Source organism: Salmonella sp. SAL04157 (assembly GCF_046551635.1).
Classification (GTDB): Bacteria; Pseudomonadota; Gammaproteobacteria; order Enterobacterales; family Enterobacteriaceae; genus Salmonella; species Salmonella enterica.
Genome location: NZ_JBGDVS010000016.1, coordinates 1 through 13,651, shown reverse-complemented (window position 1 = coordinate 13,651; position 13,651 = coordinate 1). Strand labels below are relative to the sequence as shown.

Sequence of the window (13,651 nt, the reverse complement as noted above, 5' to 3'; positions counted from 1 at the left end):
ATGTTTGATATTGGCGTTAATTTAACCAGTAGCCAGTTTGCAAAAGATCGTGATGATGTGGTCGCCCGTGCGTTTGCGGCGGGAGTAAAAGGTATGCTACTGACCGGAACGAACATCCATGAAAGTCAGCAGGCGTTAAAATTGGCGCGGCGCTACCCCCATTGTTGGTCGACGGCTGGCGTCCATCCCCATGACAGCAGTCAGTGGTCATCCGCGTCTGAAGACGCCATTATTGCGCTGGCGAACCAGCCGGAAGTCGTCGCTATCGGTGAGTGCGGGCTGGATTTCAATCGCAATTTTTCCACGCCGCAGGAGCAGGAACGTGCCTTTCAGGCGCAGCTACAAATTGCCGCCGAATTGCAGATGCCAATCTTTATGCACTGCCGGGACGCGCATGAGCGATTTCTGGCATTGCTTGATCCCTGGCTGGATAGTCTTCCTGGTGCAATACTGCACTGCTTTACCGGTTCACGCCAGCAAATGCAGGCCTGTGTGGACAGAGGGCTCTATATAGGTATTACCGGGTGGGTTTGCGACGAACGACGCGGGCTTGAGCTACGTGAACTCTTACCGTTTATTCCAGCGGAAAAGCTACTGATAGAAACCGACGCGCCGTATCTGTTGCCTCGCGATCTTACGCCGAAACCAACGTCACGACGCAACGAGCCCGCGTATCTGCCTCACATCCTGGAGCGCATAGCGCTATGGCGTGGTGAAGATCCGCAATGGTTAGCGGCGATGACAGATGCCAACGCCAGAACCTTATTTGAGGTCGTATTCTGAACGATCGCTAAATCTTGCGAAAACCGGTGTTTTTTACGCTCTGCTTCACTTCTTTATTGAGTAAATTAAGCAGTAACATCGAACGCGTTTCGCCATCCGGTTCGGTAAAAATCGCTTTCAGCCCTTCAAATGCGCCTTCCGTGATGATGACGCTATCGCCGGGATAGGGGGTTTCAGGATCGACAACGCCTTCGGGCTTGTAGATAGAAAGCTGATGAATAACGCTGGAAGGCACGATCGCAGGATGCGCGCCAAAGCGCACAAAATGGCTGACGCCGCGCGTGGCGTTGATTGTAGTGGTATGTATCACTTCCGGATCAAATTCAACGAACAGATAATTAGGAAAGAGCGGTTCGCTGACGGAGGTACGTTTTCCGCGTACCATTTTTTCCAGGGTGATCATCGGTGTCAGGCAACTTACCGCTTGTCTTTCGAGGTGTTCCTGAGCACGCTGAAGTTGCCCGCGTTTGCAGTACAGTAAATACCAGGATTGCATAATGACTCTTATCCGCTTGTTCGGGGCGCAAGCATAGCAAAAGCCATGCGCGAAGTTAATTATACACTTCATCCTTTAAGCCGTATCTGGATTAGCGTTGGTTGCCAGAGTTCACGCTAATTTAACAAAAATACAGCATCCCGATGATGAACGCCGTATAATGATGCGCTTACTGAGAGGCTACAATGGACGCCATGAAATATCACGATTTACGCGACTTCCTGACGCTACTTGAGCAGCAGGGGGAACTAAAACGCATCACGCTACCTGTGGATCCTCATCTGGAAATCACGGAAATCGCTGACCGCACGCTGCGTGCCGGTGGACCGGCGTTGCTGTTTGAAAATCCTAAAGGTTACGCCATGCCGGTGCTGTGCAACCTTTTTGGCACGCCAAAACGCGTGGCGATGGGCATGGGGCAGGATGATGTTTCCGCATTACGGGAAGTGGGTAAATTATTAGCGTTTCTGAAAGAACCTGAGCCGCCGAAAGGCTTTCGCGATCTGTTTGACAAGCTGCCGCAGTTTAAGCAAGTGCTGAATATGCCGACGAAACGGTTACGCGGCGCGCCTTGCCAGCAGAAAATCGCGTCTGGCGATGATGTCGATTTAACGCGTCTTCCTGTCATGACCTGTTGGCCGGACGACGCCGCGCCGCTGATTACCTGGGGACTGACGGTAACGCGTGGCCCGCACAAAGAACGGCAAAATCTGGGCATTTATCGTCAGCAGTTGATAGGTAAAAATAAGCTGATTATGCGCTGGCTGTCTCACCGCGGCGGCGCGCTGGATTTTCAGGAGTGGTTAGCCGCGCGTCCGGGTGAACGTTTCCCGGTCTCTGTCGCATTGGGCGCCGATCCGGCGACGATACTTGGCGCCGTGACTCCTGTTCCCGATACTCTGTCGGAGTATGCCTTTGCGGGCCTGCTGCGCGGCACGAAAACTGAAGTGGTTAAATGCCTTTCTAACGATCTGGAAGTGCCTGCCAGCGCCGAGATTATCCTTGAAGGTTACATTGAGCCGGGAGAGATGGCGCCGGAAGGACCGTATGGCGATCATACGGGCTATTATAATGAAGTGGATAACTTTCCGGTCTTTACCGTCACGCATATTACGCAGCGTGAGGATGCCATCTATCACTCCACCTATACCGGGCGTCCGCCCGATGAGCCTGCGGTATTAGGGGTGGCGCTCAATGAAGTCTTCGTGCCTATTCTGCAAAAACAGTTTCCGGAAATCGTCGACTTTTATCTGCCGCCGGAAGGATGTTCTTACCGCCTGGCGGTAGTGACGATGAAAAAGCAGTACGCTGGTCATGCGAAACGCGTCATGATGGGCGTCTGGTCGTTTTTGCGCCAGTTTATGTATACGAAATTTGTTATCGTTTGCGATGATGACGTTAACGCACGCGACTGGAATGATGTGATCTGGGCGATTACCACCCGTATGGACCCTGCGCGGGATACGGTGCTGGTTGAAAATACGCCGATTGACTACCTGGATTTTGCCTCGCCGGTCTCCGGGCTGGGTTCAAAAATGGGGCTGGATGCCACAAACAAATGGCCGGGCGAAACCCAACGCGAGTGGGGTCGTCCTATTGTTAAAGATCCTGAAGTTACCGCGCGTATTGATGCGATTTGGGATGAGCTGGCTATCTTTAAATAACTGAAAGCGGACATCGACATTTCAGGCTGCGGCGACTCGGCTTGAAATGTCGGTATTGACCCGACACCCGACAGAGGGAGCGCATGACAACCTTAAGCTGTAAAGTGACCTCGGTAGAAGCTATCACCGATACCGTATATCGGGTTCGTTTAGTGCCGGACGCGGCGTTTACATTCCGCGCTGGTCAGTATTTGATGGTCGTAATGGACGAGCGTGACAAACGCCCGTTTTCGATGGCCTCAACGCCGGACGAGAAAGGGTTTATTGAATTACACATTGGCGCTTCCGAGCTCAATCTGTATGCAATGGCGGTCATGGATCGAATTCTGAAAGACCGGGAAATCGTCGTCGATATTCCGCATGGCGACGCCTGGCTACGTGACGATGAAGAGCGTCCGTTGATTCTGATCGCGGGCGGTACGGGCTTTTCTTATGCGCGCTCCATCCTGTTGACGGCGTTAGCGCGCAACCCGAACCGCGATGTTACTATTTACTGGGGCGGCCGCGAAGAAAAGCACCTCTATGATCTCTCTGAGCTGGAAGCACTCTCTGTTAACCATCCGAATTTGCGTATTGAACCTGTTGTTGAGCAGCCGGAAGAAGGCTGGCGTGGACGTACAGGAACGGTACTTACGGCGGTATTGCAGGATTATGGTACGCTGGCGGGGCACGATATTTATATTGCCGGACGTTTTGAGATGGCGAAAATCGCCCGCGATCTGTTCTGTCATGAGCGTAACGCGCGGGAAGATCGTCTGTTTGGCGATGCGTTCGCATTTATTTAACTATTTTATGGGACGCAGTAGCGTCCCTTTTTACGTTAGCCTACCTAAAAGTCCTCTTAAATATTAATTAATCGTCAACTATAAAACCTTATGATATTGAATATCTACAGGCTTTGTATTGCGTGTAATAAATTAAGTAATATCATGTCCTGAGGCTATCAATAAAAATAGTTAATTATATATGCTTCATTTATTTTTATAAAAGAAACATAAAATGGAAAGTTAGTTATTTATTTATAAGATGGAGAGTGTTATGAAATTTAAATATGCTTTAACTTCTCTCGCATTATCTGTTGCAATTTTGTCATCAGTACCTTCTACTGCTTTCGCCATCGGCGGCGCCAGCGGCGCTAAAGTGGACTATCAGGTCCAGGGAAAAATTGGCGAAGTTGTTATGAACCCCTATGATATCGCGCCGCTAACCGCCGTTATTCGTAATGGCGGTTACCAGTTACGTGACGTGCATGTACGGATTGTACCCAAAGAAAATGGCCAGGAGATCGCGTATAAAGTTAATAATAAATACCTTTTAACGTATGGCGGTATTCCCGTCTTTGGTCTTTACCCAGATTATGTCAATACCGTTGAAGTTGAATATACAAGAATCCAGGGTAGTAAAACCGAAAATATAAAAGAAAGCTATAAAATGTATGCACCGCCTGCCTATATTGAATCAGCGGGTACAAAAGAAGAACAATCAGCACTCTTTACTATCGATGTTAAAAAGGTTTCCCCAGAATTTAAAGATCGCTTGTATCTTTTGAATAATACGAAAGATAAGTCTGGGAATGGAACGCGTACTGTCTGGAACAACCCTACTGGGGGTGCATTAGAATGGAACTTCACTACAGCTAACGCTATTATCGACACCTCCGGTGATATTCGTTGGTTTATGAATCCAGGTTCAATTTATGATTTAAAGTCAATTTATCGTGCTGGCGTTATGATGGGCTTTAAACAAAACCAGGATGGCGCACTATCGTGGGGCTACGGTCAGCGTTATGTGAAATACGATATCATGGGGCGTGAAATCTTTAACCGCCGCCTGCCGGATAATTATAACGATTTTTCACACTCAATGGATAACGCGGCCAACGGTCACTACTTCCTGCGTGTAGCCAGCTCTAACTATAAACGTCCTGATGGAAAAAATGTTCGTACCGTGCGTGATGTGATTGCCGAAGTTGATCAGAACGGCGTGGTAGTGGATGAATGGCGTCTGTTTGATATCCTCGATCCTTATCGTGATGTGATAATGAAAACCCTCGATCAGGGCGCTGTGTGCCTGAATATCGACGCCAGCCAGTCCGGCCATACGTTGAGCGAAGAAGATCTGGCGGCGCTGGACTCCTCCGACAAATTCGGGGATATCGTGGGTAGTGGGGCTGGCCGCAACTGGGCGCATGTCAACAGCGTCGACTATGACAGTGAAGATGATTCCATCATCATCAGCTCCCGCCACCAGAGTGCGATTATCAAAATCGGCCGCGATAAGAAAGTGAAGTGGATACTGGGTACGCCTGCTGGCTGGAAAGCGCCATTTAATGCCGCAATTCTGACGCCAGTGGATAGCAAAGGCCAAAAAATCGCCTGCCAGGACAGTGGCTGCGAGGGTGACTTCGACTGGACATGGACGCAACATACGGCCTTTAAAATTGATAGTAAGAGTAAAGGCGATATCTTATACCTTTCCGCTTTCGACAATGGCGATGGCCGCGGCTTAGAACAGCCTGCTATGCAGAGTATGAAATACAGCCGCTCCGTGATTTACAAAATCGACCAGAAAAACAAGACAGTCCAACAGATCTGGCAATACGGTAAAGAGCGCGGGAACGAGTGGTTTAGCCCGGTAACCTCTATCACCGAGTACCAGACTGACAAGAATTCTGTGTTCGTGTATTCCGCAACAGCAGGTGGTGCGTTTGATTTGTCGGTAGGCGCATTTACCAGCTTGCCTAATCCGTATCTGGAAGAGTTCAAATGGGGAGAAAAAGAGCCTGTGGTCGAAATGCAAATACATGGTGCGCGTGGATATCAGGCTATGCCATTTAGCCTGACCAAAGCGCTTACTGAGTAGAGCGGGCCATACGGTGAAAAAACCCGCCCCTGACGGGCGGGAAAAACGGCAACTAAACTGTTTCCCGTCATAATTCGCGCAGCCTCTTTGTTGGCTGCCTTTGCTCACCCCGGGCACATAGTTATCTATGTTCCCGGGGATTCGCTCAGTTGCCGCTGCGCTGCAATGCGAGTTATTTAGGGGATATTATCTTTGATTAAACCCGCTCAAACACCGTGGCGATGCCCTGACCCAGACCAATACACATCGTCGCCAGACCAAACTGCGCGTCTTTGCGCTCCATCAGGTTGATAAGCGTGGTGCTGATACGTGCTCCGGAGCAGCCGAGCGGATGACCAAGCGCGATCGCGCCGCCGTTGAGGTTGATCTTCTCGTCTATCTGCTCCATCAATCCCAGATCCTTAATGCATGGCAGGATCTGTGCGGCAAACGCTTCGTTCATCTCAAACACATCGATATCGCTGGCCGACAGTCCCGCTTTTTTCAACGCCAGTTTTGACGCCGGAACCGGCCCGTAACCCATAATTGACGGATCACAACCAACCACTGCCATTGAACGAATACGGGCGCGAGGTTTCAGACCCAGCTCACGGGCACGACTTTCGCTCATTACCAGCATGGCGGCTGCGCCATCGGAAAGCGCGGATGAGGTGCCCGCCGTGACCGTGCCACTAACCGGATCAAATGCCGGACGCAGTGTTGATAGCGCTTCGACCGTGGTTTCCGGGCGGATCACTTCATCGTAGTTAAACTGCTTCAACACGCCGTCTGCATCATGACCGCCAGTCGGGATAATCTCCGTTTTGAATGCGCCAGACTGGGTGGCGGCCCAGGCGCGAGCGTGAGAACGCGCGGCGAACTGGTCCTGCATTTCCCGGCTAATGCCGTGCAGGCGGGAGAGCATTTCCGCCGTTAGCCCCATCATCCCTGCCGCTTTGGCGACGTTGCGACTCAGACCCGGGTGAAAATCCACACCGTGACTCATCGGCACGTGCCCCATATGCTCCACGCCGCCAACCAGACAAACCTGCGCATCGCCGGTCATGATCATTCGCGCTGCATCGTGTAACGCCTGCATCGAGGAACCACACAGACGGTTGACGGTGACCGCCGGTACCGAATGGGGAATTTCTGCCAGCAGCGCGGCGTTACGGGCAATGTTGAAGCCTTGCTCCAGCGTTTGTTGTACGCAGCCCCAGTAAATATCATCGAGGGTCGCCGCTGTAAGCGACGGATTACGCGCCAGCAGGCTACGCATTAAGTGGGCGGAGAGATCTTCTGCCCGCACGTTGCGAAACGCGCCGCCCTTCGAACGGCCCATCGGGGTGCGAATAGCATCGACAATGACAACCTGTTCCATTGTGACTCCTTAAGCCGTTTTCAGAGAACCAACCGGACGGGCTGGTTCAACCGGGGGATAATACGGTTCGTTATGGCGCGCTTTATTACGCAGCCCTTCCGGCACTTCATACAGCGGGCCGAGGTGTTGATACTGCTGCGCCATATCAAGATATTTCGCGCTGCCCTGTGTATCCAGCCAGCGGAATGCGCCGCCGTGGAACGGAGGGAAGCCCAGGCCGTAGACCAGCGCCATATCGGCTTCCGCCGGGCTTGCGATAATGCCTTCTTCCAGACAGCGAACCACTTCGTTAATCATCGGGATCATCATACGGGCGATTATCTCGTCGTCGCTGAAGTCGCGTTTCGGCTGGCTGACACTTGCCAGCAGGTCATCCACCGCGGCATCTTCTTCTTTCTTCGGCTTACCCTTGTTGTCTTCTTTATAGCGCCAGAAGCCCAGACCGTTTTTTTGCCCAAAACGGCTGGCGTCAAACAATGCGTCGATCGCGTCGCGATACTCTTTCTGCATCCGTTGCGGGAAGCCTGCCGCCATTACCGCCTGCGCGTGATGCGCGGTATCAATGCCGACAACATCCAGCAGATAGGCCGGGCCCATCGGCCAGCCGAACTGTTTTTCCATCACTTTATCGACTTTGCGGAAATCCGCGCCGTCGCGCAGCAGTTGACTGAAACCGGCGAAATAGGGGAACAGCACGCGGTTAACAAAGAAGCCGGGGCAGTCGTTGACTACAATCGGCGTCTTGCCCATTTTGCTTGCCCAGGCGACGACTTTGGCAATGGTTTCGTCTGAACTCTTCTCACCGCGGATGATTTCAACCAGCGGCATCCGGTGTACCGGGTTGAAGAAGTGCATTCCGCAAAAGTTTTCCGGACGTTCCAGGGCGCTTGCCAGTTCGCCAATCGGGATGGTAGAGGTATTTGAGGCCAGCACGGTTTCCGGGCGCACTTTCTGCTCGGTTTCCGCCAGTACCGCTTTTTTGACTTTCGGATTTTCGACCACCGCTTCGACAACAACATCTACGCGATCGAAACCGGCATAATCGAGAGTCGGGTGGATGGTCGAAATGACGCCCGCCAGCTTCAGACCGTCGATCTTGCCGCGCTCCAGCTGTTTGTTCAGCAGCTTGGCCGCTTCGGTCATGCCGAGGTTCAACGATTTATCGTTGATATCTTTCATGATAACCGGTACGCCTTTCCAGGCCGACTGGTAAGCGATACCGCCGCCCATAATGCCCGCGCCCAGTACGGCTGCCTGTTTCGGCGTCTCAATATCTTTGGTCAGCTTTTTGGCTTTACCTTTTACATATTGATCGTTGAGGAAGATACCGACCAGCGCACGAGCCTCATTGGTATGCGCCAGCGGAACAAAGCTTTTATTTTCCAGATTCAGCGCTTCTTCACGACCAAAACGCGCGGCGGCTTCAATGGTTTTCACTGCGGTCATCGGCGCCGGATAATGTTTACCCGCCGTTTGTGCGACCATGCCTTTAGCGATGGTAAAGCTCATCGCCGCTTCAATCTTACTGAGTTTCAACGGTTCCAGTTTCGGCTGGCGTTTAGCTCTCCAGTCGAGATCGCCGGTAATGGCCTGGCGTAATACGGCTATTGCGCCGTCGATCAGCTTCTCTTGTTTCACCACGCCATCGACCAGACCGATTTTCAGCGCCTGTTCGGCGCCGATATCTTTCCCGGCGGCAATGATCTCCAGCGCGCTGTCCGCGCCCAGCATACGCGGCATTCGCACCGAGCCGCCAAAGCCCGGCATGATGCCCAGTTTAGTTTCCGGCAGGCCAATACGGAGGTCTGGCGTCGCCAGACGGTAATCGGTGGCCAGCACGCATTCGCACCCGCCGCCCAGCGCATAGCCGTTTACGGCGGCAAGGGTCGGTACGGGTAAATCTTCCAGACGGTTAAAGACGCTGTTAGCGAAATGCAGCCATTGGCTTAACTGCTCTTCGGGGACGAGGAACAGTGAAAGAAATTCGGTGATGTCCGCGCCGACAATAAAGGCCGCTTTATTCGAGCGCAGCAGCAGCCCTTTTAAATCGTGTTGCTTTTCCAGCACCTCAAGCGCCTGGCCGAGGCTGGCGACGGTTGCGGTGTCGAGTTTATTGACCGAGCCTGGAGCATCGAACACCAGTTCGGCGATGCCATCTTCCAGCCAGTCGAGGTACAGGGTGTCGCCTTTATAAAGCATGTCAGTCTCCTGAATCCACAAGGTGATCTGGTCGTACCAGATGAAGCGAAGTGTGTATTTTGTGTTAATAAAATGCAAACAAATGATTAAAGAAATGCCGATGTGATCACGCTCGGCAGAGATCACGCTCTCGTGGGGCGATGTGCTAAGATGCGGGAACTTGAGGTCAAAAAAACAGAAGGGTAAAAAATGGAATCACTGGCCGCGCTCTATAAAAATCATATCGTTACCTTACAAGAACGGACGCGCGATGTTCTGGCGCGCTTTAAGCTGGATGCGTTACTTATTCACTCCGGCGAGCTATTCAACGTCTTTCTCGACGATCACCCTTATCCGTTTAAGGTCAATCCACAGTTTAAAGCGTGGGTGCCGGTAACTCAGGTTCCAAATTGCTGGCTGCTGGTCGATGGCGTCAACAAACCCAAATTGTGGTTTTATCTGCCGGTCGATTACTGGCATAACGTTGAACCGCTGCCAACGTCCTTCTGGACAGAAGAAGTCGAGGTCGTCGCCTTACCGAAAGCGGATGGCATCGGCAGCCAACTGCCTGCCGCGCGTGGCAATATCGGCTATATCGGCCCGGTTCCTGAGCGCGCGCTACAATTGGATATCGCTGCCAGCAACATCAACCCGAAAGGTGTTATCGACTATCTGCATTACTACCGCGCCTATAAAACGGATTATGAACTGGCCTGTATGCGCGAAGCGCAGAAAATGGCGGTGAGCGGTCATCGGGCGGCGGAAGAGGCCTTCCGTTCCGGCATGAGCGAGTTTGACATCAACCTGGCGTACCTGACCGCCACGGGACATCGCGATACCGATGTTCCGTACAGCAACATTGTGGCGCTGAACGAACATGCCGCCGTGCTGCATTACACGAAACTGGATCATCAGGCACCGTCTGAAATGCGCAGTTTCCTGCTGGATGCGGGCGCGGAATACAACGGCTACGCGGCGGATCTGACGCGAACCTGGTCGGCGAAAAGCGATAACGACTACGCCCACCTGGTGAAAGATGTTAACGACGAACAGTTGGCGCTGATCGCTACCATGAAGGCGGGCGTCAGCTATGTGGATTATCATATTCAGTTCCATCAGCGCATCGCTAAGCTGCTGCGTAAACATCAAATCATTACCGACATGAGTGAAGAGGCGATGGTGGAAAATGATCTCACCGGGCCGTTTATGCCGCACGGTATTGGTCATCCGTTGGGTCTGCAGGTACACGATGTGGCCGGGTTTATGCAGGATGATTCCGGTACGCATCTCGCCGCGCCGTCCAAATACCCGTATCTGCGCTGCACGCGTGTGTTACAGCCGCGAATGGTGTTGACCATCGAACCGGGGATTTACTTCATCGAATCGCTGTTAGCGCCGTGGCGCGAAGGGCCGTTCAGCAAGCACTTCAACTGGCAGAAAATTGAAGCGCTCAAGCCTTTCGGCGGTATTCGCATTGAAGATAACGTGGTCATCCACGAAAACAGCGTGGAAAACATGACGCGGGATTTAAAACTGGCGTAATGGACAGTTGGTTAATCCCTGCAGCGCCGGTCACCGTTGTTGAAGAGATCAAAAAAAGCCGCTTTATTACGCTATTGGCGCATACCGATGGCGTAGACGCGGCGAAAGCGTTTGTTGAGTCAGTCAGAGCTGAGCACCCTGATGCGCGCCACCATTGTGTGGCGTGGGTGGCGGGTGCGCCGGACGACTCACAGCAACTGGGCTTTTCAGACGACGGCGAACCGGCGGGAACGGCAGGCAAGCCGATGCTTGCGCAATTGATGGGCTGCGGCGTCGGGGAGATTACTGCCGTCGTCGTGCGCTACTATGGTGGTATTCTGCTGGGTACGGGCGGGCTGGTAAAAGCCTATGGCGGCGGTGTGAATCAGGCATTACGTCAGCTTGCCACACAACGCAAGACGCCATTAACCGAATATACTTTGCAGTGTGAGTACGGTCAGTTGGCCGGAATCGAAGCATTATTAGGACAGTTTGCCGGGAAGATCGTTTCCAGCGATTATCAGGCGTCTGTTCGGCTCAGGGTGGCGCTTCCTTTTGCTCATGTGAATGCATTTTCCACAAAACTGGCGGATTTTAGCCGTGGTTCATTGCAATTGCTAGCGATTGAAGAATAATCCCCACCTCATTTTTAAGAATAAAGGAAGCGGCAGAGATGCATTTTCGCGCCATTACCCGAATCGTTGGACTACTGGTTATCTTATTTTCGGGGACAATGATTCTCCCGGGACTGGTAGCGCTAATATATCGTGATGGCGCAGGAAGAGCGTTCACGCAGACCTTTTTTGTCGCGCTGGCGATCGGTTCCATACTGTGGTGGCCGAACCGTAGGGAAAAGGGCGAGCTGAAATCCCGCGAAGGATTTCTTATCGTGGTGCTGTTCTGGACCGTGCTGGGCAGCGTGGGTGCGCTGCCGTTTATTTTCTCGGAAAGCCCAAACCTCACCATTACCGATGCTTTTTTTGAATCGTTCTCCGGGTTAACCACCACGGGCGCCACTACGCTGGTGGGGCTGGATTCATTACCGCACGCCATTCTCTTTTATCGTCAGATGCTGCAATGGTTTGGCGGTATGGGGATCATTGTGCTGGCGGTAGCGATTCTCCCTATCCTCGGCGTCGGGGGGATGCAGCTCTATCGGGCAGAAATGCCGGGGCCGCTCAAAGATAACAAAATGCGCCCGCGTATTGCCGAGACGGCGAAAACGCTGTGGCTTATCTATGTTTTGCTAACGGTAGCCTGCGCGCTGGCGCTATGGTTTGCAGGGATGCCCGCGTTTGACGCTATCGGACACAGCTTCTCCACTATCGCTATCGGCGGCTTCTCAACGCATGACGCCAGCGTAGGCTATTTTGATAGTCCCACTATTAATACCATCATCGCTATTTTCCTGCTGATCTCCGGTTGTAACTATGGCCTGCATTTCTCTTTATTAAGCGGGCGTAGCCTGAAAGTATACTGGCGCGATCCGGAATTCCGCATGTTCATCGGCGTACAGTTGACGCTGGTGGTAATCTGCACGCTGGTACTGTGGTTCCATAATATCTACGACTCGGCGCTGACAACGCTAAATCAGGCATTCTTCCAGGTTGTGTCGATGGCGACAACGGCAGGGTTTACCACGGACAGTATTGCGCGCTGGCCGCTGTTTTTGCCCGTCTTGCTGCTATGTTCCGCGTTTATTGGCGGTTGCGCCGGGTCAACGGGCGGGGGGTTAAAGGTCATCCGTATTCTGTTGTTGTTTAAACAGGGGAACCGCGAACTCAAACGTCTGGTGCATCCGAATGCCGTTTACAGTATTAAGCTGGGGAACCGGGCGCTGCCAGAACGCATTCTGGAAGCCGTCTGGGGATTCTTTTCTGCCTACGCGCTGGTATTTATCGTCAGTATGCTGGCTATTATCGCTACAGGCGTAGATGATTTCTCGGCTTTCGCCTCGGTAGTGGCTACGCTTAATAACCTGGGACCGGGGCTGGGGGTGGTTGCTGATAACTTCGCCAGTATGAATCCGGTTGCGAAATGGATACTCATCGCCAACATGCTATTTGGTCGTCTGGAAGTATTCACTTTGCTGGTACTTTTTACCCCGACTTTCTGGCGTGAATAATGGAGTAACACGTGAAAACATTGATTCTTTTCTCTACCCGGGACGGACAAACGCGCGAAATTGCCTCTTATCTGGCTTCTGAACTCAAAGAGATGGGGATCTGGGCCGATGTCGTTAATCTGCATCGCGCAGAAGAGCCGGACTGGGATAGCTATGATCGCGTAGTGATTGGCGCGTCTATTCGTTATGGTCATTACCACAGCGCCTTTCAGGAGTTCGTTAAGAAATACGCCACGCGGTTGAACGGAATGCCGAGTGCCTTTTATTCCGTTAACCTGGTGGCGCGTAAAGCTGAAAAACGGACGCCGCAGACTAACAGCTACGCGCGTAAGTTTTTAATGAGCTCTCCGTGGCGACCTGACTACTGTGCCGTCATTGCAGGCGCGCTTCGCTATCCCCGCTATCGCTGGTATGACCGTCTGATGATCAAGCTTATTATGAAGATGTCGGGCGGCGAAACGGATACCAGTAAAGAGGTGGTGTACACCGACTGGGAGCAGGTTACGCACTTTGCCCGTGAAATAGCCCATTTAACCAACAAATCGTCGGCAAAATAAACGCAAAGAATAAAAAGTGCGCACTCAGAAAATTATTTTAAATTTCCTCTTGTCAGGCAGAAATAACTCCCTATAATGCGCCACCACTGACACGGAACAACGGCA

Annotated in this window: 11 protein-coding genes; 8 read left to right on the top strand and 3 right to left on the bottom strand. The window is 52.3% G+C overall.

What is annotated here, in order from left to right:
- Positions 1–783 (top strand): 3'-5' ssDNA/RNA exonuclease TatD, encoded by a 783-nt coding sequence (gene tatD / locus ACLJRE_RS22105; protein WP_000459642.1) that lies wholly within the window; start codon positions 1–3, stop codon positions 781–783.
- A gap of 7 nt (positions 784–790) precedes the next feature.
- Here the strand turns inward: tatD and rfaH are convergent, their stop codons facing one another.
- Positions 791–1,279 carry a transcription/translation regulatory transformer protein RfaH gene (gene rfaH, locus ACLJRE_RS22100; protein ID WP_001192410.1) on the bottom strand — a complete coding sequence of 163 codons (489 nt, stop codon included), beginning with the start codon at positions 1,277–1,279 and terminating at the stop codon, positions 791–793.
- A gap of 185 nt (positions 1,280–1,464) precedes the next feature.
- On the opposite strand from rfaH, the gene ubiD reads away from it, so the two are divergent.
- From ubiD to ACLJRE_RS22085, 3 genes are all read left to right on the top strand, one after another.
- A complete protein-coding gene (gene ubiD, locus ACLJRE_RS22095) occupies positions 1,465–2,943 on the top strand; it encodes a 4-hydroxy-3-polyprenylbenzoate decarboxylase (RefSeq protein WP_000339760.1) in 1,479 nt (492 codons plus the stop codon).
- An 83-nt stretch (positions 2,944–3,026) separates the two neighbouring features.
- Positions 3,027–3,728: an NAD(P)H-flavin reductase gene (gene fre, locus ACLJRE_RS22090; RefSeq protein WP_023212418.1), complete on the top strand. Its 702-nt coding sequence runs from the start codon at positions 3,027–3,029 to the stop codon at positions 3,726–3,728.
- 253 nt (positions 3,729–3,981) lie between these two features.
- Positions 3,982–5,805: an aryl-sulfate sulfotransferase gene (locus ACLJRE_RS22085; protein ID WP_023212419.1), complete on the top strand. Its 1,824-nt coding sequence runs from the start codon at positions 3,982–3,984 to the stop codon at positions 5,803–5,805.
- Between the two features lie 196 nt (positions 5,806–6,001).
- Here the strand turns inward: ACLJRE_RS22085 and fadA are convergent, their stop codons facing one another.
- Both fadA and fadB read right to left on the bottom strand, forming a co-directional pair.
- Positions 6,002–7,165 carry an acetyl-CoA C-acyltransferase FadA gene (gene fadA, locus ACLJRE_RS22080; protein WP_000438778.1) on the bottom strand — a complete coding sequence of 388 codons (1,164 nt, stop codon included), beginning with the start codon at positions 7,163–7,165 and terminating at the stop codon, positions 6,002–6,004.
- Positions 7,166–7,174: 9 nt separating this feature from the next.
- Positions 7,175–9,364: a fatty acid oxidation complex subunit alpha FadB gene (gene fadB, locus ACLJRE_RS22075; RefSeq protein ID WP_023212420.1), complete on the bottom strand. Its 2,190-nt coding sequence runs from the start codon at positions 9,362–9,364 to the stop codon at positions 7,175–7,177.
- Between the two features lie 189 nt (positions 9,365–9,553).
- Here fadB and pepQ point away from each other — a divergent pair, with 189 nt between their 5' ends.
- Genes pepQ through hemG form a run of 4 tightly spaced genes read left to right on the top strand, consistent with a single transcriptional unit; the run spans position 9,554 to position 13,546 of the window.
- The gene (gene pepQ, locus ACLJRE_RS22070; RefSeq protein ID WP_023137093.1) at positions 9,554–10,885 is read left to right on the top strand and encodes a Xaa-Pro dipeptidase; all 1,332 of its coding nucleotides are present in this window, start codon (positions 9,554–9,556) and stop codon (positions 10,883–10,885) included.
- Positions 10,885–11,499 (top strand): IMPACT family protein, encoded by a 615-nt coding sequence (locus ACLJRE_RS22065; RefSeq protein ID WP_000378895.1) that lies wholly within the window; start codon positions 10,885–10,887, stop codon positions 11,497–11,499. The genes pepQ and ACLJRE_RS22065 overlap by 1 nt, the downstream gene beginning before the upstream one ends.
- 38 nt (positions 11,500–11,537) lie before the next feature.
- The gene (gene trkH, locus ACLJRE_RS22060) at positions 11,538–12,989 is read left to right on the top strand and encodes a Trk system potassium transporter TrkH (RefSeq protein WP_000545688.1); all 1,452 of its coding nucleotides are present in this window, start codon (positions 11,538–11,540) and stop codon (positions 12,987–12,989) included.
- A gap of 11 nt (positions 12,990–13,000) precedes the next feature.
- On the top strand, positions 13,001–13,546 hold the full coding sequence (hemG, locus tag ACLJRE_RS22055; protein ID WP_000853983.1) for a menaquinone-dependent protoporphyrinogen IX dehydrogenase: 546 nt from the start codon (positions 13,001–13,003) through the stop codon (positions 13,544–13,546).
- Positions 13,547–13,651: the final 105 nt, after the last annotated feature.

What these genes read in the sequence shown, in the direction of transcription:
- tatD (WP_000459642.1), top strand. Translation starts at nt 1, where the DNA reads ATGTTTGATATTGGCGTTAATTTAACCAGTAGCCAGTTTGCAAAAGAT.
- rfaH (WP_001192410.1), bottom strand. Translation starts at nt 1,279, where the DNA reads ATGCAATCCTGGTATTTACTGTACTGCAAACGCGGGCAACTTCAGCGT.
- ubiD (WP_000339760.1), top strand. Translation starts at nt 1,465, where the DNA reads ATGGACGCCATGAAATATCACGATTTACGCGACTTCCTGACGCTACTT.
- fre (WP_023212418.1), top strand. Translation starts at nt 3,027, where the DNA reads ATGACAACCTTAAGCTGTAAAGTGACCTCGGTAGAAGCTATCACCGAT.
- ACLJRE_RS22085 (WP_023212419.1), top strand. Translation starts at nt 3,982, where the DNA reads ATGAAATTTAAATATGCTTTAACTTCTCTCGCATTATCTGTTGCAATT.
- fadA (WP_000438778.1), bottom strand. Translation starts at nt 7,165, where the DNA reads ATGGAACAGGTTGTCATTGTCGATGCTATTCGCACCCCGATGGGCCGT.
- fadB (WP_023212420.1), bottom strand. Translation starts at nt 9,364, where the DNA reads ATGCTTTATAAAGGCGACACCCTGTACCTCGACTGGCTGGAAGATGGC.
- pepQ (WP_023137093.1), top strand. Translation starts at nt 9,554, where the DNA reads ATGGAATCACTGGCCGCGCTCTATAAAAATCATATCGTTACCTTACAA.
- ACLJRE_RS22065 (WP_000378895.1), top strand. Translation starts at nt 10,885, where the DNA reads ATGGACAGTTGGTTAATCCCTGCAGCGCCGGTCACCGTTGTTGAAGAG.
- trkH (WP_000545688.1), top strand. Translation starts at nt 11,538, where the DNA reads ATGCATTTTCGCGCCATTACCCGAATCGTTGGACTACTGGTTATCTTA.